General features: G+C 64.2%; 27 protein-coding genes. 8 read left to right on the forward strand and 19 right to left on the reverse strand.

Features of this window, described 5'->3' with window-relative positions; all coding sequences use genetic code 11:
• Window positions 1–19: 19 nt before the first annotated feature.
• The 7 genes from BM083_RS09545 to trpC form a co-directional block, all read right to left on the reverse strand.
• Window positions 20–1,222: a 3-dehydroquinate synthase II gene (locus BM083_RS09545; RefSeq protein ID WP_089868892.1), complete on the reverse strand. Its 1,203-nt coding sequence runs from the start codon at window positions 1,220–1,222 to the stop codon at window positions 20–22.
• A 77-nt stretch (window positions 1,223–1,299) separates the two neighbouring features.
• Window positions 1,300–1,446, reverse strand: coding sequence for a hypothetical protein (locus tag BM083_RS23260; protein WP_177197599.1), 147 nt, complete (start codon window positions 1,444–1,446; stop codon window positions 1,300–1,302).
• Between the two features lie 2 nt (window positions 1,447–1,448).
• The gene (locus BM083_RS09550) at window positions 1,449–1,928 is read right to left on the reverse strand and encodes a DUF2243 domain-containing protein (protein ID WP_009366406.1); all 480 of its coding nucleotides are present in this window, start codon (window positions 1,926–1,928) and stop codon (window positions 1,449–1,451) included.
• Between the two features lie 72 nt (window positions 1,929–2,000).
• Window positions 2,001–2,795, reverse strand: coding sequence for a 2-amino-3,7-dideoxy-D-threo-hept-6-ulosonate synthase (locus tag BM083_RS09555; RefSeq protein WP_009366405.1), 795 nt, complete (start codon window positions 2,793–2,795; stop codon window positions 2,001–2,003).
• 33 nt (window positions 2,796–2,828) lie between these two features.
• The gene (gene trpA / locus BM083_RS09560; RefSeq protein WP_089868895.1) at window positions 2,829–3,665 is read right to left on the reverse strand and encodes a tryptophan synthase subunit alpha; all 837 of its coding nucleotides are present in this window, start codon (window positions 3,663–3,665) and stop codon (window positions 2,829–2,831) included.
• Window positions 3,665–4,909 carry a tryptophan synthase subunit beta gene (trpB, locus tag BM083_RS09565; protein ID WP_089868898.1) on the reverse strand — a complete coding sequence of 415 codons (1,245 nt, stop codon included), beginning with the start codon at window positions 4,907–4,909 and terminating at the stop codon, window positions 3,665–3,667. Before trpB ends, trpA begins: the two co-directional genes overlap by 1 nt.
• Window positions 4,906–5,685 carry an indole-3-glycerol phosphate synthase gene (gene trpC, locus BM083_RS09570; RefSeq protein WP_089870051.1) on the reverse strand — a complete coding sequence of 260 codons (780 nt, stop codon included), beginning with the start codon at window positions 5,683–5,685 and terminating at the stop codon, window positions 4,906–4,908. The genes trpB and trpC overlap by 4 nt, the downstream gene beginning before the upstream one ends.
• Before the next feature lie 94 nt (window positions 5,686–5,779).
• On the opposite strand from trpC, the gene BM083_RS09575 reads away from it, so the two are divergent.
• Complete coding sequence (locus tag BM083_RS09575; RefSeq protein WP_009366401.1) at window positions 5,780–6,232, forward strand: methylated-DNA--[protein]-cysteine S-methyltransferase; 453 nt, start codon at window positions 5,780–5,782, stop codon at window positions 6,230–6,232.
• A 9-nt stretch (window positions 6,233–6,241) separates the two neighbouring features.
• Here the strand turns inward: BM083_RS09575 and BM083_RS09580 are convergent, their stop codons facing one another.
• The 5 genes from BM083_RS09580 to lonB all read right to left on the reverse strand — a co-directional run bounded on the left by BM083_RS09580 (window position 6,242) and on the right by lonB (window position 10,705).
• Entirely contained in the window at window positions 6,242–6,583 is a 342-nt protein-coding gene (locus tag BM083_RS09580) for a hypothetical protein (RefSeq protein WP_089868900.1), read from the reverse strand.
• 61 nt (window positions 6,584–6,644) lie between these two features.
• Window positions 6,645–7,139: a DM13 domain-containing protein gene (locus tag BM083_RS09585; protein WP_245756876.1), complete on the reverse strand. Its 495-nt coding sequence runs from the start codon at window positions 7,137–7,139 to the stop codon at window positions 6,645–6,647.
• Window positions 7,140–7,207: 68 nt separating this feature from the next.
• The gene (locus tag BM083_RS09590; RefSeq protein WP_089868902.1) at window positions 7,208–7,621 is read right to left on the reverse strand and encodes a hypothetical protein; all 414 of its coding nucleotides are present in this window, start codon (window positions 7,619–7,621) and stop codon (window positions 7,208–7,210) included.
• Between the two features lie 39 nt (window positions 7,622–7,660).
• A complete protein-coding gene (locus BM083_RS09595) occupies window positions 7,661–8,566 on the reverse strand; it encodes a CPBP family intramembrane glutamic endopeptidase (protein WP_089868905.1) in 906 nt (301 codons plus the stop codon).
• Window positions 8,567–10,705 carry an ATP-dependent protease LonB gene (lonB, locus tag BM083_RS09600; RefSeq protein ID WP_089868907.1) on the reverse strand — a complete coding sequence of 713 codons (2,139 nt, stop codon included), beginning with the start codon at window positions 10,703–10,705 and terminating at the stop codon, window positions 8,567–8,569.
• 167 nt (window positions 10,706–10,872) lie between these two features.
• Here lonB and BM083_RS09605 point away from each other — a divergent pair, with 167 nt between their 5' ends.
• From BM083_RS09605 to BM083_RS09620, 4 genes are all read left to right on the forward strand, one after another.
• The gene (locus BM083_RS09605; protein ID WP_089868909.1) at window positions 10,873–11,412 is read left to right on the forward strand and encodes a nicotinamide-nucleotide adenylyltransferase; all 540 of its coding nucleotides are present in this window, start codon (window positions 10,873–10,875) and stop codon (window positions 11,410–11,412) included.
• 6 nt (window positions 11,413–11,418) lie between these two features.
• Window positions 11,419–12,210 (forward strand): SAM hydrolase/SAM-dependent halogenase family protein, encoded by a 792-nt coding sequence (locus tag BM083_RS09610; protein ID WP_089868911.1) that lies wholly within the window; start codon window positions 11,419–11,421, stop codon window positions 12,208–12,210.
• Window positions 12,211–12,213: 3 nt separating this feature from the next.
• Window positions 12,214–12,819, forward strand: coding sequence for a trimeric intracellular cation channel family protein (locus tag BM083_RS09615; protein WP_009366393.1), 606 nt, complete (start codon window positions 12,214–12,216; stop codon window positions 12,817–12,819).
• 140 nt (window positions 12,820–12,959) lie between these two features.
• Window positions 12,960–13,346 (forward strand): DUF8097 family protein, encoded by a 387-nt coding sequence (locus BM083_RS09620; RefSeq protein WP_089868913.1) that lies wholly within the window; start codon window positions 12,960–12,962, stop codon window positions 13,344–13,346.
• A 43-nt stretch (window positions 13,347–13,389) separates the two neighbouring features.
• Here BM083_RS09620 and thsA read toward each other — a convergent pair whose 3' ends face one another.
• Window positions 13,390–14,949 (reverse strand): thermosome subunit alpha, encoded by a 1,560-nt coding sequence (gene thsA / locus BM083_RS09625; protein WP_009366391.1) that lies wholly within the window; start codon window positions 14,947–14,949, stop codon window positions 13,390–13,392.
• A gap of 174 nt (window positions 14,950–15,123) precedes the next feature.
• Here thsA and BM083_RS09630 point away from each other — a divergent pair, with 174 nt between their 5' ends.
• On the forward strand, window positions 15,124–15,951 hold the full coding sequence (locus BM083_RS09630; protein WP_009366390.1) for an amidohydrolase family protein: 828 nt from the start codon (window positions 15,124–15,126) through the stop codon (window positions 15,949–15,951).
• Between the two features lie 12 nt (window positions 15,952–15,963).
• Here the strand turns inward: BM083_RS09630 and BM083_RS09635 are convergent, their stop codons facing one another.
• Entirely contained in the window at window positions 15,964–16,866 is a 903-nt protein-coding gene (locus tag BM083_RS09635) for a glycosyltransferase family 2 protein (RefSeq protein ID WP_089868915.1), read from the reverse strand.
• A gap of 162 nt (window positions 16,867–17,028) precedes the next feature.
• Entirely contained in the window at window positions 17,029–17,301 is a 273-nt protein-coding gene (locus tag BM083_RS09640) for a winged helix-turn-helix domain-containing protein (RefSeq protein WP_089868917.1), read from the reverse strand.
• 141 nt (window positions 17,302–17,442) lie between these two features.
• On the opposite strand from BM083_RS09640, the gene BM083_RS09645 reads away from it, so the two are divergent.
• On the forward strand, window positions 17,443–17,835 hold the full coding sequence (locus tag BM083_RS09645; protein ID WP_089868919.1) for a PPOX class F420-dependent oxidoreductase: 393 nt from the start codon (window positions 17,443–17,445) through the stop codon (window positions 17,833–17,835).
• An 11-nt stretch (window positions 17,836–17,846) separates the two neighbouring features.
• On the opposite strand, the gene BM083_RS23265 is transcribed toward BM083_RS09645, so the two are convergent.
• Window positions 17,847–18,011, reverse strand: coding sequence for a hypothetical protein (locus BM083_RS23265; protein ID WP_177197600.1), 165 nt, complete (start codon window positions 18,009–18,011; stop codon window positions 17,847–17,849).
• 95 nt (window positions 18,012–18,106) lie between these two features.
• Here BM083_RS23265 and BM083_RS09650 point away from each other — a divergent pair, with 95 nt between their 5' ends.
• A complete protein-coding gene (locus BM083_RS09650) occupies window positions 18,107–18,814 on the forward strand; it encodes a class I SAM-dependent methyltransferase (protein WP_089868921.1) in 708 nt (235 codons plus the stop codon).
• 49 nt (window positions 18,815–18,863) lie between these two features.
• Here the strand turns inward: BM083_RS09650 and BM083_RS09655 are convergent, their stop codons facing one another.
• The 3 genes from BM083_RS09655 to BM083_RS09665 all read right to left on the reverse strand — a co-directional run bounded on the left by BM083_RS09655 (window position 18,864) and on the right by BM083_RS09665 (window position 21,034).
• Complete coding sequence (locus BM083_RS09655) at window positions 18,864–19,259, reverse strand: TRAM domain-containing protein (RefSeq protein ID WP_009366384.1); 396 nt, start codon at window positions 19,257–19,259, stop codon at window positions 18,864–18,866.
• A 124-nt stretch (window positions 19,260–19,383) separates the two neighbouring features.
• Window positions 19,384–20,103 carry a YkgJ family cysteine cluster protein gene (locus BM083_RS09660; RefSeq protein WP_089868923.1) on the reverse strand — a complete coding sequence of 240 codons (720 nt, stop codon included), beginning with the start codon at window positions 20,101–20,103 and terminating at the stop codon, window positions 19,384–19,386.
• A 112-nt stretch (window positions 20,104–20,215) separates the two neighbouring features.
• Window positions 20,216–21,034: an MBL fold metallo-hydrolase gene (locus BM083_RS09665; protein ID WP_089868926.1), complete on the reverse strand. Its 819-nt coding sequence runs from the start codon at window positions 21,032–21,034 to the stop codon at window positions 20,216–20,218.
• Between the last annotated feature and the right edge of the window lie 11 nt (window positions 21,035–21,045).

Here is a 21,045-nt window from a genome sequence, read left to right on the forward strand (position 1 = left end):
CGAACCCTGAGAGAAGCGGCTACTTCTCGATGATGCTCTCTTCGACTGCCTCGCCGAAGTGTCGGGCCGTGTCCTCGTAGTAGACGAGCATCTCGTCACCGACTTGAAGGTCGGTTACTGCCTTCCGCCCCTCGCTCGTGGGCACCTTGATGGTCTCGGCGTTCTGCAAGAGCGTCTCGATACGGTCCTCACCGCTCTCGGTCTGGACACGGGCCTCCACGCGGAACATCGGCCGCTTCTCTATCTTGACGCGACCGACGATGGCCTCGCGCGTCTTCCCGTTCGTGTCGACGACCTGTACCTCGTCGCCGCTCTTGAGTTCCGAGAGATACTTCGTGCCGCCGCCGGGCGTGCGGACGTAGGCGTGGACGGCGCCGGCGTTCACGCGGAAAGGACGAGAGGCCACGTACGGTGATTCGGCCGTCTCGGCGTGGACGAAGAAGAGTCCGCGACCCATACTGCCCACGAGCATCCCTTCGTCGTGGTCGAGCAGACTCCCCGTGTCGACGCAGACGCGGTCGGCCATGCCTGTCCGCTCGACGCCGGTCACTTCGGCCCACGTGAGGTCGAGCGACTCGCGTTCGGCGGCGTCGCGGACTTCGACCGTCTTGCGAATCTCGTCGGGGCTGTCGGTGTCGAGGAGGACGCCGTCGGCACCGAGTTCGAGCGTCTCGAACGCCGTCTTCGCCTCTTCGGCTGAGGTCACGCCGGTCACGAGGTCCGTCTCGTCGCCGATGCGGGCGATGAGGTTCTCTAGAGGGATGATCTTCCAGTTCTCGCCGACCACGAGCGTGAAGTCGGCGTCGTGGGCGGCCTCCTCGGCGAAGGACTCGTAGTCTTGGTCGAAGATGCGGACGTACGCGCCCTGTGCGCGGTTGTCGCTGCGACGGAGCGTCGTCAGGTCCGCAGACCCCGAGAAGTCCGAAGGGAGGTCGACGGTGCCGTCGCCTTCGCCGTCTTTGCCGACGATGTAGGCGTCGGCGTGTGCTTCGGCACCGCCGTCGTTCTCGGTCTCCGACCCCTCGGCGTCGAGGACGTACGCCTCGGTATCCTGCAGGAACGCCGCAACCTTCACGTCGCCGAGTTCGCGGACGCGAGCGACGTCGCTCTCGTCGACGAGCACCCAGTCGACGCCCGACTCGAGTCCTGCTGTGATGCGTTGCTTTCGCGTCTCCCAGTCGCCGACGGTGTCGTCGGCCTTCAACCAGACGCTGCGTGTCATTATCGAACTCTATTCTTGATGGTGGCTTGAACGTGGCGGATGCCACAGCCACACCGGGCAGTCGGCCGTCGACACCGTCACTCGCCGAACCAGTACGACAGGAGGTAGTTCCCGCCGACGACACCGGAGACGAGGAGCACGCCCAACACTCCGACGGCGAGAAACAGCAAGACCCAGTGTGGAAGGGTCGTCTCGAACGCGGGGACCACCACGCCGCCGTGCACGGTTATCCGCGCTCCTGCTGTCGAGATTGTTCGGACCACCCGTGTCGGTACAGATACGCGCCCGCTCCGATGATGAGGAGACTCACGACGGCCCAATGGGGGTCGTAGAACCCCGGGCCGTCCGTCGCGTGGTGGAGGCCGAAGAGCGTGTGGTTGACGACGACGTCGAACAGGTCGAAGAGACCGATTCCCAGTATCGTCGCTCCCGCCAGCGGCTGTAGCGGTAGCGGCGACGAGGCTCGACGTTCTGCGGTCCACACGAGGCCGGCACCGACGCCGAGGACGAGAACCATGCCGACCGAGAACAGTCCGTCCGCGAAGATGTTCGTCCGGAGGCCGGCGAGCGTCGACGGGTCGTAGACGTTCGAGACGAGGTGATGAAGCTGTAGGACGTGGTGGAGGACGAGTACGTCGACGAGTCCGCTGAACCCGAAGCCGAGCACTCCGGCACCGACGACGCCCTGTGTGTTCGTTCGGTTCACGTCACGCGCTACCGGTGGGGCGTCCGTAGGCGTTGTTGCCGAGAAGAGAGTGGTTCCCGACTAGGTTCCCGACTACTCGTCGGGGTCGAGTCCGGCCAGTTCGAGGGCGTCTTCGGCGCTTCGGTCGTCGTGGATGATGGCCGAGACGGTGCTGGCGATGGCTTCGGGGTCGTCGTGCTGGAAGATGCTGCGACCCATCGAGACACCGGCCGCACCGGCGTCCATCGTCCCGCGGACCATCTCGGCGGTTCGGCGGTTCGTCCCCTTGCTGCCGCCGGCGATGACGACGGGGAGACGCGTCGCTTCGACGACGTGTCGGAAACTGTCGGCGTCGCCGCTGTAGCCGGTCTTGACGATGTCGGCACCGAGTTCTTCGGCGAGACGGACGGCGTGGCCGAGCGCCTCCGAGTCGTCGCTGGCGACGTCCGGACCACGAGCGTACGCCATCGCGAGGACCGGAATCCCGTAGCGGTGGGCCTTCTCGGTGAGTTCGCCGAGTTGCGTTATCTGCGTCGGTTCGTAGTTGCTGCCGACGTTGATGTGGAAAGAGACGGCGTCGGCACCGACGCGGATGGCTTCCTCGACGCTGCCGGTGAGTCGCTTGTCGTTCTCGTCGGGACCGATGGCCGTCGACCCGTTGAGGTGAACGATGTATCCTGCGTCGTTCTTGTTCGGGTGGACACGCGGGGCGACGCCCTTCTGCGTGAGAACTGCGTCGGCGCCACCGCGGGTGATGGCGTCGATGGTCGATTCGATGTCTTTCAAGCCCGTGACTGGGCCGAGTGTGATTCCGTGGTCCATCGGAACGATGAGGTATCGTCCGTCTGTAGAGATGCGGTCGAGTCGAGACTGTAGGCCTGCGTCCATGATGTAGATATGTGAAGCTGTGTCAACCCGTCCTTATTGCCGTTCCGGATGCGGTACACGTTGCTCGACACCGCGCAGTGCACCGTCTTTCAGTTCGCGCGCTTTGGTTTCGAGTCGGTCGGCCACCTCGGCCGCACTGTCGCCGTTCTCGTGGCCCTCGGCGACGATGTCGACGAGTGCGCTGCCGACGATGATGCCGTCGGCTCCGCCGGCGACGATGTTCGCGGCGTGCTCGCCCGTCTTGATACCGAAGCCGACGGCCTTCGGCACGTCCCACTGTGCGAGTCGGTCGAGGCTCTGGCCGGTCTGGTCGGAGACGTCTTCCTGCGCACCGGTGACGCCGAGACGCGCCTGTACGTAGACGTAGCCCGAGACCTGGTCCATGATACGTTCGAGACGCTCGCCGCGCGTCGTCGGCGCGACGATGAACACGAGGTCACGGTCGAACTCGTCGCACGCCTCTCGGAGCGGTCCGGCCTCCTCTGCGGGCAGGTCGGGGACGACGAAGCCGTCGATGCCGACTTCGGCGGCCTTCTCGACGAACGGTCGGGGGCCGGGTTCGTCTCCATACTGGTAGATGAGGTTGTAGTACGTCATGCAGACGAGCGGTACGTCGACATCGAGTTCCTCGACGAACTCGAAGAACCGCGTCGGCGTCATCCCGCCCTCCAGCGACCGCACGACGGCCGACTGGATGGTCGGCCCCTCGGCGATGGGTTCCGAGAAGGGCAACCCGAGTTCGATGAGGTCCGCGCCGCCGCGTTCGAGCGCCTCGACGTACTCGAGCGAGGACTCGTAATCCGGGTCGCCGACGGCGAGATACGGGATGAACGCCGGGCCGTCTTCGAACGCCTCTGGAACTCGGCTCATCAGAGTCCCCCCTGGAACATGCTCATGTCGGGCGCGTTCGGAATGTTTCGCTTGCTCGTCTCTTCGATGACTGATTCGAGGTCTTTGTCACCGCGTCCGGAGACGTTGACCACGACTGTCTCGCCGAGGTTCTCGTACTCCTCGTGGAGGTACGCGAAGGCGTGGGCCGTCTCCAGTGCTGGGATGATGCCCTCCTCCTGTGAGAGGCGATGGAACGCCTCCAGCGCCGCGTCGTCGTCGACGTTCACCGGAATCACCCGCCTCTCGTCGACGAGGTAGGCGAGTTCCGGGCCGACGCCCGCGTAGTCGAGCCCCGAGGAGACGCTGTGTGACTCCATAATCTGGCCGTCGCGGTCCTGCAGGAGCTTCGTGCGAGCGCCGTGGAGGATTCCGTCACCGCCCGTCGAGAGCGACGCGGAGTTCGGGGCGACGCCCTTCTCCTCGTCGACGTCGAGACTGCTGCCGCCCGCTTCGACGGCGTAGAGGTCGACACCCTCGTCGTCGACGAAGTTCGCGAACGCGCCCATCGTGTTCGACCCGCCGCCCGCGCAGGCGAGGACCGAGTCGGGAAGTCCACCGAACTGCTCTCGTGACTGCTTCCGGGCTTCCTTGGAGATGACCGATTGAAAGTCTCGGACCATGCTCGGGAACGGATGCGGCCCGACGACGCTGCCGATGACGTAGTGAGTCGTCTCCACCGTCGTCGCCCAGTCGCGCATCGTCTCCGAGATGGCTTCTTTCAGGGTTCCGCGGCCGACGGTTACGGGGTTGACCTCCGCGCCGTTGATGCGCATTCGGAAGACGTTGGGTCGCTGACGGTTGATGTCGCGTTTGCCCATGTATATCTCACAGGGTATATCGAGGTGCGCGGCGGCCATTGCCGTCGCCGTGCCGTGTTGACCCGCGCCCGTCTCGGCGACGATGCGCTCTTTCCCCATGTACTTCGCGAGCAAAACCTGCCCGAGTGCGTTGTTCAGTTTGTGCGCGCCGCCGTGGACGAGGTCCTCGCGTTTGAGATACACCTCTCGGTCGTAGCGCTCCGAGAGGCGGTCCGCGCGCTGCAGCGGCGTCGGTCGCCCGCCGAAGTCTCGAAGCCGTCGCCGAAACTCGTCCATGAAGCCGTCCTCGTTTTCGAGGACGTACCGCTCGTAGGCGTCTTCCAACTCTTCGATGGCTGGCATCAACGCCTCGGGTACGTACTGTCCGCCGTAGTCGCCGAATTTTCCGTCTGTGTTCGTACTCATGTCTCTGTTTCTGACTCTTGTGTCGCGGTGGTGAAGCGCCGAACGTTCTCCACTACTTCACCGTCCATGATTGCCGTCCCGACGAGGAGGGCGTCGGCACCGGCCGCGCGCATCCGCCGCACGTCGTCGACAGTCGACACACCGCTCTCCGCGATGAGTGTCACGTCGTCGGGGACGTCCGTCGCGACGTTCTCGAACGTCGCGAGGTCTACCTCCAACTTGGCGAGGTCACGGTTATTGATACCGATGATGGAAGCACCTGCCGCGAGCGCCTCCGCCAACTCGTCGCTGTCGTGGACCTCGACGAGCACCTGAAATCCGCGTGACTCGGCCGCGTCGAGGAGTTCCGAGAGGTCGTCGACGAACCGAGCGATGAGGAGGACGACGTCCGACTCGACGACGTCCAACTGGTCCTCGCGGACGATGAAGTCCTTGCGCAATACGGGGACGTCGACGGCCTCGCGGATACGCCGGAGGTTCTCCGTCGACCCGCCGAAGTGCGCCGGTTCGGTGAGCACCGACAGGGCGGCAGCACCGCCTTCGACCATCGCCTGCGCGAGTTCGACCGGGTCGTCGTCGCGCGTCCCCTCCGTCGTCGGACTCGTCGGCTTGACCTCCGCGATAATCGGGACGCGTCCGTCGGCTTCCACTGCGGCGAAGGCGTCGGTGAGCGACCGCGCGTCGACGGCGAGTCGCTCGCTTCCCCCCTCGCGCTCTCGCGCGGCGGCGAGAATAGAGCGGACCGCCGGCGCAATCTCGTCCTCGTTAGCGTTCATCATTGTACACTAGCGCACTCATTTGTACAAAAGGTTTGCGCCACCGACTCCTCGACCTCGACCATTCAAGGGTCGGTCGGCCGTCCCCGACGACATGGACGATGCCGGAATCTACGCACGCGAGTACGACCTCTTGGAGTGTGCAGTACAGTTGGGCGTCGCTGGTGGACAAGTCATCAACGTCTCCTTTCCCGACAGCGTTCCCGCCGACGCCGAGCGTGACCACGCGCTTCTCGACCGACTCGACGACTACCTCACGGGCGAGTCGGACCACTTCGACGACGTGCCGGTCGCGCTGACCGTTCCGACCGACAAGCGCCGTGTGCTCGACGCCGTGCGAAAGCTCCCCTACGGCGAGACGGTCGCAGTCGCTCGCGTCGCTCGCTTGGCAGGGTACGACGACGAAGATGGCGAGGAGATGCAGACGGTCCGGAGCGCGCTCCGAGCGAACCCGGTGCCGATATTCATCCCCGACCACCGCGTCGACGACGCACAGGGTGCGACGCCGTCGCGCGTGGCGGAGCGGTTACGAATGGTCGAACAGTAAGAGCGTCTTCTACCGACCCCTCATCCGACCGTACAGATACAACCCGAGACCCGCGAGTAGGAGCAGGTTCGACGTCGTCGCCGCCGTCGGCCACCCCGTCACGAGTTCGACTGCCTGGGCGACGCCGGACCCGATGAACGCGGCACCGGTCGTCACACCGAGTGTCTGTCCGCCGCTGTTCGTGAGGACGAGGTAGCCGACGACGACGATGGCGACGCTGAACACCGCGTCGACGACGAGCGAGACGAGTGGGTTGCCCGTGACGATACTGACGACGACGAGCAACACGTACCCGATGAGAAACGCGCGAAGGAGATTCTGTTGTCCCTCGGAGATTTCGGAGACGGCCATACGTCTCTTCGGGACTGCCGCTACTTCAGTTCGGGTGTCTCGGGCGGCAGAGAGCGGCCACTCACACGTCGGTCAACGTCGCCGCGCCGAAGGGAACCGAGAAGCGGTCACACCAGATGCTCACGCCCCGGTAGCCCGTGGGGTCGATTTCCGCCGAGAGTCGTTGCGTGAACGTCCCTTCTTTCGTACTCTCGCCGCCGTCCGCACCACCGTCGATGAGTACGCGAACGCCCGCACGGACGTCGCTCGTCGTGTCCGGGTCGGCGGCGGGCGTCAGGTAGACGAACACGTCCGGTCCCTGCGTCTGTTCGTAGTCCTCGAACCGAAGTGCGTAGCCCTCGCTGTCCTCGTAGAGTGTCACCGTTCCGGACACGCGATGGTTGGCCTTGCCGACGAACTCGCCGCGTTTCAGCGGCGTTCCGAGCGGTGTCTCGGCTTCCACGACTGCCGTCGACCGTTCGGGTGCGAACAGTTCGTTCGCCGTGAGGCCGACGACACCGACTCCGACCACTGCACCAATCCCCTTCAACACCGTGCGCCGTCTCATGGGTCTCATCGTGTCTCTACTGACGACTCGGGAGATATTCGCGCTATAGCGGTGGTGCGTCGCTGACGCTCAGGTGCTCACTGTCTCTCTGTTCGCCGTCTGTCTCTCGCCGCGCCGGACGTCCCCAGCGACCGGAGGGCGTGCCCACCGCCGTACGCGAACGTCGCGAGCAGGGTCACGAGCGCGAGCGGTGTCAGCACGCCTTCGGGGTTCGTGTAGGCGGCGACGACCATCGCCGTGACGGAGAATGTCAAGAGGAGATTCGAGACGAGTCGACGTCTGGACGATAGCTGACGGGCGAACAGCCAGTACAGCGAGAGATATCCGAGGAAACCGGTTCCGTACTCCGCACCCGGCGGCCAGAGGTCGGTGTTCAGTGCTTGGTCGAGGAGCGCCGCCCCGCCGAAGGTGAGGCAGAGAGCGACGCCGACGACGGCGACGAGGTCGGAGACGTCGACGTCACGCCCGTCGTTGAGGAGAGAGAGGACCATGCGCGCACTTCTGTCGCTTCCGTAATAAGTTCGCCACCCTCACACCCAGTCGACGCCGAGTCCCTCGTGGACGACGAACTCTAAGGCGTTGACGAGGTAGTGGGCGACGACGACGACGAACAGACTCCCCGTGAGTACGAACGTCGCGGCGAGCACGAATCCGAGCATCCCCGTGACGAGGATGCCGCCGGGCCCCTGCGCGCCGTGACCGAGTGCGAAGGCCACCGAAGAAAGCGCGGCGAGGAGCCACGGCGAGATGCCGAATCCCGTACTGAGGACGCCGATGAGCGCCGCCCGAAAGAGCAGTTCTTCGAACCCGGCGATGACCGGGAGGACGAGGAATAAGAGTACCGCCCATCCTGCCACGGAGTCGGGTGCGAGCGCCTTCCGTAGCTCCTCGGAGTTGCCGATGCCGATTCGCTCGCCGAAGGCGGCCCCGACTTCGTTGACGGCGTAGAGTCCGACACCGAGTCCGGTACCGACGGCGAGCATGAGCAGGGTGACGCTGTCGCCACCGAGTCCCAGCGCCGACAGCGGAATCTGGGTGTACCACGCGCCGATGACGAGCAGCGCGCCGAACAGTCCCTGTGAGAGGGCGACGTTGACGAGCAGCGACGCCGTCGACATCTCGTAGTGTGAGTGGCCGTCTCGGCGCTCGCCGTCAGCAGAGACGACGTCGACGGCCTCCCACTTGCGTTCGAGTGCCGTGGTCGCCGTCGTAAGTGCCGGAACGGTACCAGTCGTGTCGACGCCGCCGTCTGCCGTCGTCTCGGTGAGCCACCCGTCTCGACCGGGACGGCGCTTGAGCGGTCGCTCCGGGTCGAACTGTTGGACGAGCACGTCGTCTGGAACTTCGGAAAAAATCGACTTCGACGCGTGTGCGAGTAAGAGAAGCAAGCCGAGGACGACGCCCGCGAATCCGGCGAACGCCGCCCAGTCAGTCATCTACTGCGGACTGGGGCTGCTCGGACCTTTGTTGACGGTCGTGCCCTTCCCCTTGTCCAGGGTCGAACCGGTGATGGTGCGGAGGCGGGCGATGAGCGAATCCTTCTCGGGTTCGCCTTCGAGCGCCACGTCGAGCACCTCGCTGATGTGCGAGACGGGGATGATTTCGACCATCTCCTTGTACTCGTCTTCGATCATGACGTCCTGCATGTTCGCCGCCGGGATGATGACGGTGTCCATGCCGGCCTTCGCGGCCGCCTCGATCTTGTGGGTGACCCCACCGACCGGGAGCACGTCGCCACGCACGGATAGGGAACCGGTCATGGCGATGTTCTGTGCGACGCCGACTTCTTCCAGTGCGCTGATGACGGCCGTCGCCACCGTGACGGAGGCGGAGTCGCCGTCGACGCCCTCGTAGGCCTGCACGAACTGGATGTGTACGTCTTTCTCCGACAGGTCCTCGTCGGAGAACTTCTTGATGATGGCCGAGACGTTCTGCACCGACTCCTCGGCAATCTCCTGAAGCTTACCCGTGGCGATGACCTGCCCCGGCCCCTGCGAGGGAGCCACTTCGGCCATGACGGGCATCACGATACCGGAGTCTTCGCCCATGACGGCGAGACCGTTGACGCGGCCCGTGACGAAGCCGTCGTTGACGGAGAGTTCGTAGTCCTTGCGGCGCTGGATGTAGTCGTCGGCGATCTGCTGTTCGATGCTGCGCGAGCGGCGCTTGGCCTGCAGGACGTGTTCCCGCGTGACCGTGTCTGCGCCCTCTGCGCGGCCGATGTCGCCGGCGACGCGCACCAGTCCACCGAGGTTACGGAACTCGAGGGTGAGGTGGCCCTTCCGACCCGCACGGCGGCGGGCTTCGAGGATGACCTCTTCCATGGCTTCGCGGTCGAAGCTCGGGAGGCGGCCGTCCTTGGCGACCTCTTGGGCGACGAAGCGTGCGTACTTGCGCCGCATCTCGGGGGTGTCCTCGATGGTGTCGTCCATGTACACCTCGTACCCGTACCCCTTGATACGGGAGCGGAGTGCGGGGTGCATGTTCTCCATCGCGTCGAGGTTACCCGCAGCCACCATGACGAAGTCCGTCGGGACCGGTTCCGTCTGGACCATCGCACCCGAGGAGCGCTCGGACTGCCCGGTGATACCGAACGCGCCCTCCTGGATGGCGGTCATGAGGTGCTGCTGGGAGCGGATGTCGAGCGTGTTGATCTCGTCGATGAACAGCACGCCTTTGTTCGCCTTGTGAATCGCGCCGGGTTCGACGCGGTCGTGGCTCGGCGTCTCCATCCCACCGGACTGGAACGGGTCGTGCCGGACGTCGCCGAGGAGTGCACCAGCGTGTGCACCCGTCGAGTCCTCGAACGGTGCCGTCTTCGTGTCGGCGTTGTTCACGAGGAGGTTCGGAATCATCGCGTCGCCGCTGCGGGAGCCGTAGCGGAACGCCAGATAGATGATACCCGCTGCGAGGATACCGAGGAGAATCTGTCCGGCGATGATGAGCGAGTAGCCCAGCACGACGGCGATGATGATCCACATGAGGAACGAGCGCATCTGGTTGCGCTTGCGTGCTTCCTCTTTGTGGGCCTCGACGATCTGTTCACCTTTTCCGGCGGGGACCGTCCGAACCTTCGGTTGGTTCCCGTCGTCGGGGTTGTGGTAGACGAGGACGTCCTGGAGCTCCTCTTTCGGGAGGAGTTCGGCCATCGCCTTCGCGAGCATCGACTTCCCCGTCCCGGGGGAGCCAATCATCATCACGTGTCGTCGCTGCTTCGCCGCCTTCATCACGACGTCACGGGCGTGTTCCTGCCCGATGACCTGGTCGACGAGACGGTCGGGGACCTCTATCTCGTCAGTCGAGTCGATGAGGAGGCCACCGAGGAGGTCGTCGTCGTCGACGTCTTCGGCGATATCTGCACTGACCTCGACGCTGCTACCGAGGTCGTCTATCGAGGAGGACTCCGTGCCCTCGGGGTCAGGGTGGTGCCCCCGTTCGCGGTTCCCGTCCGTCGGCTGGTCACCGGACACAGGAGTTGGCTCCGGCTCCGGCTCCGAGTCCTGTTGGGTGGACTCGTCGGAGTCACGTGCCCCCTGCTCCGGGTGCCTGTCGTCTTTGTCCATGTCGTTGCTCATAGAACTGTGTCGCTGTATAGACCGTAGGGTGCGCGATTGATATACTTTCTCCCCGAGGGCGGTGCCGTTGCAGCATCGTATCCGGCAGCTGACGCCCGATACGCCACGATTTGACCCGAAATAACGGACTCGTCGGCTTTATAAATAGCCGGGGGGAACTGAGAGGCATGCGGGGGTTCTACATCGGTCGCTTCCAGCCGTACCACAACGGCCACCACCACATGGTGAAAGAGATCGCAACGGAGGTCGACGAACTCGTTCTCGGCATCGGGAGCGCGGGCGACTCACACTCGACGCGCAACCCCTTTACTGCCGGCGAGCGCATCATGATGATCACCAAGTCGGTCGCCGAGTTCGACATCACGACCTACGTCGTTCCCATCGAGGACCTCGACCGGAACTCCGTCTGGGTCAGCCACGTCCAGAGCATGTCACCGAAGTTCGACGTCGCCTACTCGAACAACCCGCTCGTCATCCAACTGTTCAACGAGGCCGGCGTCGAAGTGCGACAGTCGCCGATGTTCCGCCGCGAAGTGCTCGAAGGGACCGAACTCCGCCAGCGGATGATCGACGGCGGCGACTGGCGTGGCCTCGTCCCCGACCCCGCGGTCGACGTCATCGACGAAATCGACGGTATCGAGCGCATCCAGAAGGTCAGTGACAGCGACTCCAACGGACACACCAGTATCGACTCTGCACTGGACTGAGTATCTATGACACCACCGATCACTCTCGCCTCCGACTTCGGAACGCCGTACCCCGCCGCGATGAAAGGCGTCCTGCTCCAGCGACTCGGCGACGTTCGACTCGTCGACGTCGCGCACGACTTCCCCAGACAGGACGTTCCCACGGCCGCCTTCTGGCTCCGTGAGACGCTGCCGTACTTCCCCCCTGCAGTCCACCTCGCCGTCGTCGACCCCGGCGTCGGCACCGACCGCGCAGCACTCGCCGTCCGCGTCGGCGACCACGCACTCGTCGGTCCCGACAACGGCTTACTCCTCCCGCCTGCGAGACGGGTTGCCGAACGAGAAGACGCCGAAATCGAGGTGTTCGACGTCACCTACGACACCCCTGCCTCGACGACGTTCCACGGTCGGGACCTCTTTGCACCCGTCGCGGCCGACGTCCACGAGGTGGGTGTCGACGCGATGGAGACACTCGACCACCTCACACCGGTCGACGCGGACGACTACGTCGACCTCACGCTTCCGGAACCGACGGTCGAACGCGAACGCGGTGCGACGACGGTTACCGGCGAAGTGCTCGTCGTCGACGACTTCGGCAACGCCATCACCAACGTTCCCGGCGACCTGTTCGCCGACTGTGAGGAAGTCGTCGTCGACGGCATCACGGTTCCCGTCGTCGACGCGTTCGCGGACGTCTCTCGCGGCGAACGACTGCTCACCGTCGGAAGCCACGGCTACGTCGAGTGCGACGTGAACCGGGGCCGAGGTGACAAGGCGTTCGGCCTCACTGTCGGCGACTCGGTGCAGTTCTCCTTCTGAGCGATGGACGCCTTCGACCTGATGAACGTCGTCGGTCTCGTCGCGTTCGCCGTCGTCGGGTCGCTGAAAGCCGCCGACGCCGAGTTGGACCTCTTCGGCGTCGCCGTCCTCGGCGTCCTCACCGCACTCGGCGGCGGGACGATGCGCGATACGCTCGTCGGTCGGACACCTGCGTCGTTACAGTCCATGGCGGACATGAGCGTCGCCGTCGTCGGCGTCGTCCTCGCTGTCGTGCTCTCACGGCGACTCGCTGGCCGCCTGCGCGACCATCCCGCGGTCCTCCTCTCGGACGCCGTCGGCTTGGCGGCGTTCGCAGCGACGGGCGCACTCGTCGGGTCTGAGGCAGGACTGTCGCCGTACGGCGTCGTCATCCTGGCGACGCTCACTGCTGTCGGCGGCGGGAGTCTCGCGGACCTGCTGTTGACGCGCGTCCCTGTCGTCCTCCGCGAGGACTTCTACGCGACACCGGCGCTCTTCGGCGGCGTCGTCTTCTGGTTGGTGACGCAACTGGGCGTCGTCGTCGACACCGCCGCACTCGTCTGTGCGGGGTTCGTGCTCTCGACGCGTCTACTCGCGCTTCGGTACGAGTGGGAGTTACCGCGAGTGTGAGCGTCCAAACGATAGCGTGCTCCGAACCCGTACGAACCCGATAGCTGATTCCCGCAGGCCGGTCTGGCACTCGGTGTCTCCGACGGACGGTCGACCGACGTGAGGGAAACATCGATACCAAGCGCGTGGTAATTGACGGCATGGTATCCCGCCGAACCAGTGCCGTAGTAGAACTCGTTGTTGCTCTCGTCGGCCTCCTGTTCCAACTGCGAATCTGGCAGTATCTCCGAGAACACGGAGGACGAGACGACTCGATTTCACTCTCTCTGTACGGACTCTCGATGGGAGCGATCGGACAGATTGCACAGTACTGGCTGAAAGACAACGACTACCACCAGATTCGGTCGAACCGTCGTCGGGAGTTCGTCGCCAGTTTCTGTTTTATCGTGTGGGAGCGAGTCCTTCGTCGCCGGACGTCGAACCCGAGAGCGGTTCGGTACAACTTCGGTGTCGGACGAACCGCTGGCGCGGTACTCTATCGACTCTGGTACGGACTCTTGCATCCACTCCCCGGACCCAACGAGTGACAAAGAGTCAAGAAAAAATCCGGACGGCCGATTGTCGTCGACTCTACTCGGCAGCGATGACGTCGTCGATGCGGACGATCATCGTCGCGGCTTCCGTCGCGGACTCGACCGCCTCACGCTTGACGGCGGCGGGGTCGATGATGCCGTACTCGACGGGGTCGGCGATTTCGCCCGCACGACCCGTCGAGATGATACCGGCGCGGCCCTCTTTGTCGAACATCGCGCGGAGGTCGACGAGAGCGTCGATGGGGTCCATCCCGCAGTTCTCGGCGAGGGTACGGGGCAGCGAATCGACGGCGTCGGCGAACGCTTCGACGGCGAGTTGCTTGCGGCCCTCGATACCAGCGGCTTCGGCGCGGATGTGGTCCGAGATGGCGATTTCGGTGCAGCCAGCACCCGGGACGACGCCGCCTTTGTTGAGTGCGGCGATGACCACGTCGACGGCGTCGTTCATCGCGCGTTCGAGTTCGTCGACGACGTGTTCGGTGCCGCCGCGGAGGAGCAGCGTCACGGACTTCGCCGCGTCGCCACCCTCGACGAAGGTGAGTTCGTCGTCACCGAACTTCTCGACGTGGACGCTGTCCACGTGACCGAAGTCGGTCTCGTCCGCGTCGGAGAGGGACCCGAGGCGCTTCGCGCCGGTCGCGCGGGCGAGGGCCTTCGCATCCGAGGATTTGACGTTCTTGAACGCGAGGATGCCCGCGTCTGCGAGGTAGCCTGCGACGCGGTCGTCGATCTTCTTCGTGCAGAAGACGACGTCGACACCGGCCTCCGAGAGGGTCTTCGCGTAGCCGCGGAGTTCGTTGTCCTCGGCTTCGATGGCGGCGTTGAGTTGGTCGACGGAGGTGATGTTGTACTCCGCTTTCGACTCGCCTTTGCGCACTTCGAGTTTCATGTCGAGGACGGCCACGTTGGCGTCTTCGACGGACTTGGGCATGTTCTCGTTCGCGCGCTCTTTGTCGATGACGACGCCCTCGACGAGTTCCGTCGCCGACGAGGAGGCACCCGTGCGGGTGAGCACGCGGATGTGGTCGCGGTTGATCTTCGCGTCGTCGGCGACGTGGCGGACGGCCTGGACGACGAGTTTCGCGAGGACGTCGGCGGTGACGTCGCCCGTTCCTTTCCCGGTCATCGAGGACTCGGCGACCTGTTCGAGCACCTCGTTGTCGCCGAGGTCGAGGTCGAGGACCATCTCGTCGATGGCTTCCTGTGCGAGACGGGCACCTTCGTGGTACCCCTCGACGATGACCGTCGGGTGGAGGTCGGCGTCGAGGAGGTCTTCGGCCTGCGCGAGAAGTTCGCCCGTCAGGACGGCGGCTGTCGTCGTTCCGTCACCGACTTCTTCCTCTTGGGTCTGGGCGACTTCTACGATCATCTGTGCGGCGGGGTGCTCGATGTCCATCTCCTCGAGAATCGTCGCACCGTCGTTCGTGATGACGACGGTGCCCGAGGAGTCGACGAGCATCTTGTCCATCCCTCGCGGGCCGAGTGTGGTCCGTACCGCGTTGGCGACGGCTTTGCCGGCGCGGATGTTGGAGTCCTGGGCGGCCTGACCGCGGGTGCGCTGGCTACCTTCGGAGAGAATGAACATCGGTTGCTGCATGCGACTTGCCATGATGAGTAAACCTCAGCAGATTCATGGTTTGCGGTTCTATATATACATTTCGATTATGAAAGAGAAAACCGCAAGACAGCGTCGGGTTACTCTGCGAGCTGCTCGCACGTCTCTCAGGTCAGTATCGACAGGAACATAACGGCCGATACGGAGTTGCGGACGATGCTGGAGTTGGAACACGGCTTTCGGGTCGTCGACGTGAACGCACGACTCGACTCGGACTCGGGAGCAGTAGCGACACGAGGACGAGAGATAACCCCCGAACGCCTCGAACGCGAGATGCACCAAGCGGGCGTCGTCCGGGCGGTGGTCTCACCGAGCGCACGCCCACGCGAAGAAGGATACCTCCGGGCGAACAACGCCGTCGCCCGTCTGAGTGTCGACCGGCCGTTCCTCGCGTTCGCCCGTCTCAACGGCACCCACGACGTTACGGGGGGAACGACCTCACGACTCAAGAATCTCACCACCTCGCGGAAGGACCACCACGTCTCGCCGGACGACGTCGAGCAGTACGCCTACGACGACCGCTTTCACGGCTTCGTCCTCGACCCCGCCCACGACGGTCTGCCAGACGAGGCAGTGCTCGAACGCCTCGACGACGTCGGTCTCCCCGTCCTCGTCTACGCGGGCGAGTCGTTTCCCCCGGACGCCGTCGCCGACACGCTGCTCGACTACTCCTTCGCCGTCGTATTGACCTGCTTCGGTGGGTTCCCGCTCAACCGCCAACTCATGTGGGCGGCAATCGACCTCCTCGACGACTACGACGACCTCTATCTGGAGACGAGTTTCGTCCGGTACCGCACCGTGTTAGAACGAGCACTTCGCGAACATCCCGACCGCGTCCTGTTCGGCAGCGGCGCACCGGAGACACACCCCGACGTCGGCGTGATGGAACTGTTGACACTCGACGTGTCGGAGGACGCGATGGCACGAGCCTTCGCGAAGAACGCCTCGCGAGTCGTCTCGGGACTTGCTCCAGGCAGCGAGTAGGCCGTCTCGGCTCTAGCGCCAATCGTACCGGGCGACCGCTCGGTCGGCCCGCGTCGACAACCCGTGCGGATTGCGTGACTTCGACCGGTCGCGTGCGCGAGCGACCATCCCATCGGAGATACCCGTCGAGATACCGCCGACGACGTCGCGGCCGTTGCCGAGCCATCCAGTCGGTGTCCCGTCACCGCTGAGCACGTCGCGGGCGGCCGATGCGGCGTCGTCGACGGCGTGGGCGAGCGTCCGCCGGACGACTGTCGGCCGCAGACCGTAGTTCTTCACGAGTCGGTAGGCGAGTGCGCGGTACTTCCAGCCCCAGTCGCGTCGTTCGATGCCGCCGTCGGCTTCGTATTCGCGACGGACGCACATCTCCGGGAGCCACTCGACGTCGGCGCCAAGCCCACCGAGTCGGTGGGCGGCGTCGCGTGCGCCACCGGTTTCGAGGTACTCGTCGAACCCGTCGAGGTCCTGAAGCGTTCGCCGACGGAACGCCACGTTTCGGCCGTTGAAGTAGGTCACGTGACGTTTGGCGATGTCTCGCTCTTCGGGTTCGTCCGTCGTCATCCCGCCTTGCAGTGTCTGGTGTGTCGGGCCGGTGGCGACGTGGGCCGTCTCGAGTCCCGAACAGAGCGCGCCGAACCACGATTCCTCGACGACGAGGTCCTGTCCGAGGAAGGCGACGGCGTCGCCGCTCGCCACTTCGATACCGGCGTTACGAGCGACGTTAATCGTCCGTGCGGAGATTTCGACGAGCACGTCCACGTCGTCGCGTTCACGTACCATCCCAGTCGTCCCGTCGGCAGAGGGACCGTTGACGACGATCACCTCTGCGTCCGGCGCGTGCGCCGCCAGCGAGTCGAGGCTGGCAGCGAGTTGGTCCCGCCCGTTGAGGGTCGGGACGACGACCGAGAGATTCATACCACTCACGAGTACGACCCGACACTTAAAGTGACGCGTCTCGGAGATGAACGTCGATAAGAAAGTGGTGGCGGTCGGAGAGGGCTTGGTCACGTCCCTCCGACCGGAGTCGTCAGTTGGTGGCTGACGTGAGGTCCGTTCGGTCGACCGGTTGTCGCCCGGTCAGCAGTTCAGGTAGTAGACCTGTTTGCGTGCGTCCTTGAAGCTGTAACGCGACCCGACGAGGTCCGACTCTTCGAGACGGTTCAGCGCGTAGCGGACCGTCCGGTCGGGAAGGAGCGACTCGTCGGCGAGTTGTCCTTGTGACAGCGGTGCGTCGCTCTCGAGAACTTTGGCGACGAGTTTCGCACTCGGGGGGAGTTCGCGAAGGCGGTCACGGAATTCGGTCTCTGAGAGACGGTCTTCGCCGGTTGCTTCTGCGGTACTGGTGCTCATACTACATGGTCCACTGTGGTCAGTGGTAAAGGTTGGCTACATATAGAACAAAAGGCTTGACACTCCTTAAGGTCATAATATCTATCGGGTATGGTATCTATTGCCGATTGATTTTACTCGTTTCCGGACGACTGAGTACCCGTGATTCCTTCATCACACGTTGACATCTTGGAGAAGCAGTCGTTCGCTCACCTCGCGACAGTGATGCCGGACGGGACGCCGCAAGTCACACCGGTCTGGGTCAGCCACGAGGACGGCGAGTACGTACTCCTCAACACCGCACGCGGGCGGCAGAAAGAGAAGAACATCCGAGCGAACCCGAGGGTCGGTGTGAGTATCGTCGACCCGGACGACCCGTATCGGTTCGTCTCCATCCGCGGCACGGCGACGCTGTCGGAAGACGGGGCGGTCGAGCACATCAACGAACTCACCCAGAAGTACATGGGGCAACCGGAGTATCCGAACCTCGGCCAGGAGTCGGGGCCGCGCGTCATCGTTCGTATCTCGACGGACAACGTCGTCACGAGCGGGTGAGGTGGGACGACTCAGACACCCTTCAGTCGGTCGACGGCAGGCCGGTCGCCGTGTCGACGGTACTGGCCGAGGAGACACCCACAGGTCGGACAGTGGACGAGGAGGACGCTGCGTCTGTCGTGCCGAACGAGGTCGGTAGCGTCGTGGTCGGTCTCACAGCGATGACAACGGGGCATACAACGAACTATGTCACCAAGTGCCATAGCTTTTCCACCGACAGGCGGCCGCATCCAATACGACTTTACAGTTCGGGTGAGCAGTCCACGGTAGCGTGAAAGGGAAGGAGTGGTACCAGGCCGACGACGTGGCCCAGGAGTACGACGCCAAGCGATTCTCTGATGGTGGACGTCTCATCGACCGCCGCGAGAAAGAGGCAGTCCTCGACGCACTCGGACCCGTCGAGGGGAAAGACATCCTCGAAATCGCTTGCGGAACGGGTCGATTCACCGTCATGCTCGCAGAGCGTGGTGCGAACATTATCGGGCTCGACATCTCCTCGGCCATGATGGCGCAGGGACGACAGAAAGCGAAGAGTACAGGAGTCGAGGGACTCGTCGAGTTCATGCGCGGTGACGCCGCGCGCTTGCCGTTCCCCGACGACCACTTCGATGCGGTGTTCGCCATGCGATTCTTCCATCTGGCGGAGACACCCGCGAAGTTCCTCGCCGAGATGTGTCGCGTCTCGAAGGACCAGGTGTTCTTCGACACGTTCAACCGATACAGCACCCGCAGTGTCTACACGTGGCTCCTCCCGATGGGGTCGCGGCTCTACTCGCGGGTCGAAGTCGAGAACCTGCTCTACGGGGCGGGACTCGAACTCGTCGACGACGCCCACGACTTCGTCCTCCCCTACGGGTTCTACCGGGAGATTCCGAACGAAGTCGCCGGGCGGATTCGAGAGTTAGACACGAAGCTCCGCGGAAGTACCGTCGGTGAGAAACTCTCGTCGGTGTCCTACTGGAACGCGCGCGTCCGATAAGGGACCGAAGACGAGAAGAACAGAGAGCGAGAGACGCGGCGACTCCGAGTTAGAAGTCGTCTTCGATGATTTCGCCGACTGCGAAGTTCGACTTCACTTCGGTAATTTCGACCTTCACTCGCTCGCCGATCTCTGCGTCAGGAACGATGATGACGTAGCCACGCTCGACGCGAGCGATGCCGTCACCTTGCTTGCCGATGTCTTCGATTTCGACGTACCGGAGTTCACCCGTCTCGACCGGTGGCTGTGGCTCGCCCGACGACCGCGTCTCACCGCCTTCGGTCTCGACAGTCTCCTCGCGGGAGATGAGCGCGACCCGGTAGATTTCGTCGGTGTCGACAGAACCGGTCTCGATTTCACGGCGGGGGACCTCGACGATGTATTTGTCGTCTTCTTCACGGACTTCGGCATTGAACAGACACAGGAGCTTATCTGAGATTTCCAAGGTGTAGACCTCCAGTTCGACTGTGCAGTAGGACGGTATCGTTAAAGAGGTACCGCCGGACCGAACGTCTCGGGTGTGAGGCGTCTCTCGGCCCCCTCTGACGCCGTCGAAACATACGCTCGCGTCACCGCGGCGTTCCGTCGACGTTCTTCGGTCCTTCGGAGTCGTAGACGACGACGTCGCCGTCGTCGGTGTCGACCGGACGGTAGTTGTCGCGGACGCCGACTGCCTCCTGTAACTCGCGGACGGCGCGCGTCTTGAGTGCCCGTGCTAGCTCTTCGGCCTCCTCGCGGGAGATGTCGCGGCCCAGTCCCTCGCACTCGTGGGCGCGGACCATGCCCTCCTCGTCGACCGCCTCACCCATCGGCTGACTCGTTCCGCCGAGTGCGACGCTGAACGGGTAGGTCTCACAGATGAGCGGTCGGTCGTCGTGGACCTGACACGCGCCCATCCCGTCGTCGTCTTCGGTGTAAAAGGTGCAGTCGCCGCAGGCGTCGGTCTGCAGCGCCCACTCGAACGTCTCGCCTTCGGGTCCGTCGTCGCCGTCGACGAGGCCGTAGGGCATCGGACGGGCGACGTCTCTCCATTCCAGTGAGGTCCCCGAACTGGAGCCAGAAGCGGCTTCGCCGCTTCGCTGGTCGTAGTCCGTAACGTCCTGCAACTCGCGTACTTCGTCGGGAAACACCGTTGCAGTGTGCGGTTCGCGCTCGCCGTCGTCGGCGTCGTATCCTTTACAGCAAGCCCCACAGCGCGTACACTCGAAGCCGATGGTCTCGATGGCGTCTGCGAGTTCGGCCACGTCGAGGTCGTTCGCTCGTGTGAGTTCGGCTTCGAGACTCTCCATGGCTCACTGTCGGTGGCTGTCGCACAAAACGTCGTCGTCTCGCTGTCTCTCCATCGTCGTTTTCTGTCCCTTCACCATGCTCTTTACTGCTCTTTACCACGCTCCCGCACGACTACGCGAACCGCTCTGGCACCGTCACGCGCTCGGATTCGGCGTTCCACTCCACGCGACCCTCTTCGGCCAACTTCTCGATGTGGGCGACGACCGTCGCTCGGGCGAGGTCACGGACGTCCGAGATGTCCTTGTCGTAGGCGGCATCCACCACAGCGTCGACGTCGTGTGCACCCGCTTCGATGGCGGTGAACACGCGCTCTTCCCGAGCGAGTCGGTGTTCGACGAGACGGGCCAGCACCTCGGTTGGCTCTCGAATCGCCGGGCCGTGTGCGGGGAGCAGGCGCTCGGGAGCGCGCGCCTGCAACCGAAGGAGCGCGAAGATGTAGTCGATCATGTCGCCGTCCGGGGCGCCGACGACGACGCTCCCCTCTGCGACGGCGAGGTCACCGCAGACGACGTCGCCGTCGACGGCGAACGAGACGTGGTCCGGTGCGTGACCGGGTGTGTCGAGGACGCTGATGCCGCCGTCGCCATCGCCCTCACCGTCACCGTCGTCGATGTCGAACCAAGTGCCCTCACCGAGTACTCGGTCGGGCGTTCGGCCGGTAGCCCGCTCGAACCGCTCGACGTGGTCTTCGTGTGCCCAGACGGTCGCACCTGTCGCCTCGGCGTAGTGAGCGACGGCACCGACGTGGTCGGGATGCGTGTGTGTGACTGCGATGTGGGCGACGTCTCGCTCGTCGACGAGTGTGTCTAACCGCTCGCTCCTGGCGGCAGGGTCGACTAGAAGGGCGTCACTGCGTCCGAGCAGGTAGGCGTACGTCTGCCCGGTGGGGGCGCGTGTGTCGACAGAAAGGGACACGCGAGCGATATCCATATCCTCTCGGT

The organism is Halogranum rubrum, from assembly GCF_900114455.1.
Lineage (GTDB): Archaea > Halobacteriota > Halobacteria > Halobacteriales > Haloferacaceae > Halogranum > Halogranum rubrum.

Bases quoted from the DNA above. Each gene is read 5' to 3' on its own strand.
- BM083_RS09545 (WP_089868892.1), bottom strand. From the start codon at position 1,222: ATGACACGCAGCGTCTGGTTGAAGGCCGACGACACCGTCGGCGACTGG.
- BM083_RS09555 (WP_009366405.1), bottom strand. From the start codon at position 2,795: ATGGACGCAGGCCTACAGTCTCGACTCGACCGCATCTCTACAGACGGA.
- trpA (WP_089868895.1), bottom strand. From the start codon at position 3,665: ATGAGCCGAGTTCCAGAGGCGTTCGAAGACGGCCCGGCGTTCATCCCG.
- trpB (WP_089868898.1), bottom strand. From the start codon at position 4,909: ATGAGTACGAACACAGACGGAAAATTCGGCGACTACGGCGGACAGTAC.
- trpC (WP_089870051.1), bottom strand. From the start codon at position 5,685: ATGAACGCTAACGAGGACGAGATTGCGCCGGCGGTCCGCTCTATTCTC.
- BM083_RS09575 (WP_009366401.1), top strand. From the start codon at position 5,780: ATGGACGATGCCGGAATCTACGCACGCGAGTACGACCTCTTGGAGTGT.
- BM083_RS09580 (WP_089868900.1), bottom strand. From the start codon at position 6,583: ATGGCCGTCTCCGAAATCTCCGAGGGACAACAGAATCTCCTTCGCGCG.
- BM083_RS09585 (WP_245756876.1), bottom strand. From the start codon at position 7,139: ATGAGACCCATGAGACGGCGCACGGTGTTGAAGGGGATTGGTGCAGTG.
- BM083_RS09590 (WP_089868902.1), bottom strand. From the start codon at position 7,621: ATGGTCCTCTCTCTCCTCAACGACGGGCGTGACGTCGACGTCTCCGAC.
- BM083_RS09595 (WP_089868905.1), bottom strand. From the start codon at position 8,566: ATGACTGACTGGGCGGCGTTCGCCGGATTCGCGGGCGTCGTCCTCGGC.
- lonB (WP_089868907.1), bottom strand. From the start codon at position 10,705: ATGAGCAACGACATGGACAAAGACGACAGGCACCCGGAGCAGGGGGCA.
- BM083_RS09605 (WP_089868909.1), top strand. From the start codon at position 10,873: ATGCGGGGGTTCTACATCGGTCGCTTCCAGCCGTACCACAACGGCCAC.
- BM083_RS09610 (WP_089868911.1), top strand. From the start codon at position 11,419: ATGACACCACCGATCACTCTCGCCTCCGACTTCGGAACGCCGTACCCC.
- BM083_RS09615 (WP_009366393.1), top strand. From the start codon at position 12,214: ATGGACGCCTTCGACCTGATGAACGTCGTCGGTCTCGTCGCGTTCGCC.
- BM083_RS09620 (WP_089868913.1), top strand. From the start codon at position 12,960: ATGGTATCCCGCCGAACCAGTGCCGTAGTAGAACTCGTTGTTGCTCTC.
- thsA (WP_009366391.1), bottom strand. From the start codon at position 14,949: ATGCAGCAACCGATGTTCATTCTCTCCGAAGGTAGCCAGCGCACCCGC.
- BM083_RS09630 (WP_009366390.1), top strand. From the start codon at position 15,124: ATGCTGGAGTTGGAACACGGCTTTCGGGTCGTCGACGTGAACGCACGA.
- BM083_RS09635 (WP_089868915.1), bottom strand. From the start codon at position 16,866: ATGAATCTCTCGGTCGTCGTCCCGACCCTCAACGGGCGGGACCAACTC.
- BM083_RS09640 (WP_089868917.1), bottom strand. From the start codon at position 17,301: ATGAGCACCAGTACCGCAGAAGCAACCGGCGAAGACCGTCTCTCAGAG.
- BM083_RS23265 (WP_177197600.1), bottom strand. From the start codon at position 18,011: ATGCCCCGTTGTCATCGCTGTGAGACCGACCACGACGCTACCGACCTC.
- BM083_RS09660 (WP_089868923.1), bottom strand. From the start codon at position 20,103: ATGGAGAGTCTCGAAGCCGAACTCACACGAGCGAACGACCTCGACGTG.
- BM083_RS09665 (WP_089868926.1), bottom strand. From the start codon at position 21,034: ATGGATATCGCTCGCGTGTCCCTTTCTGTCGACACACGCGCCCCCACC.